The organism is Streptomyces sp. WM6378 (assembly GCF_001279695.1).
In the GTDB taxonomy this organism is placed as follows: Bacteria; Actinomycetota; Actinomycetes; order Streptomycetales; family Streptomycetaceae; genus Streptomyces.
In genome coordinates this window covers 1-841 of sequence record NZ_LGDD01000157.1, presented here as the reverse complement: position 1 = coordinate 841, position 841 = coordinate 1, and the positions used below count along the sequence as shown (strand labels likewise).

Sequence of the window (841 nt, the reverse complement as noted above, 5' to 3'; positions counted from 1 at the left end):
GCACCTCACGCTCGCGCTCGGACAACACCAGTTCGGCCAACCGCGGCCCCGGACGCCCCATGCATATCAAACGACGCATCAACGACTCAGGTCACTAGGAGATCACTGAAGATCTTGCCTGGTCAGCGGTGGTTTTCTGGGTGAGCGCACCCTGGGATCGGGCGGTGGCGGCGTTGACCGTCCAGGTGTCTGCGGTGCGGGTGAATCCGAGGCCACCGTCTACGACCTGAGGAAGGTCAAGGCCCAGGCAGCCAGTCACTGACACTTCCGGTGTCGCCGCGACTGACAACCACCTGCTGTCGCCCGACAGAGACGTAGGCCGTACCGGACATCGTCGGCGAGGACGGCGATGTCACCCTCGGTGTGCACGAGGAGGCCGGAGTCGGTGAGCCCCGCGATAGCGGCAGCCCGCTCTGGTGAGTCCCTTCCGTGCTGCGAGGCGCTTCCGGCGTGGTGCGCGTAGAAAGGCCTGGCGCCCCGTGGGCCCGCAGCCGCGTCGGCAGTCGGCTCACCGTCGTCATCGACAAACTGCTGCGCGCCGCCCGCGACATGCATCGGCCAGCAGGTGATACCGGCCCGCTACGGGACCACGTACTCGTCCGTCTCGGTGGATGCGTCGCGCAGGCCCAGGCGCAGGTGCTCGACGTGGAAGAGGGCCTGGTCCAGGAGTTCGGCGACGTGATTGTCGTAGAGGGCGTAGACGATGGAACGGCCCCGCCGTTCTCCGGCGACGAGCCCGAGATTGCGCAGCAGGCGGAGCTGGTGGGAGCAGGCGGATGCTTCCATGCCCACGGCCTCGGCGAGGTCGCCGACCGCGCAGGGGCCCTCCTGGAGACGGGCC

The 841-nt window shown here is 68.1% G+C and carries 1 protein-coding gene; it reads right to left on the bottom strand.

Annotation, left to right across the window (positions count from 1 at the left end):
* Positions 1-579 precede the first annotated feature (579 nt).
* Positions 580-841, bottom strand: a 262-nt coding sequence (locus ADK54_RS15265) for an ArsR/SmtB family transcription factor (RefSeq protein WP_159047769.1), incomplete at its 5' end; no start/stop codon positions are given.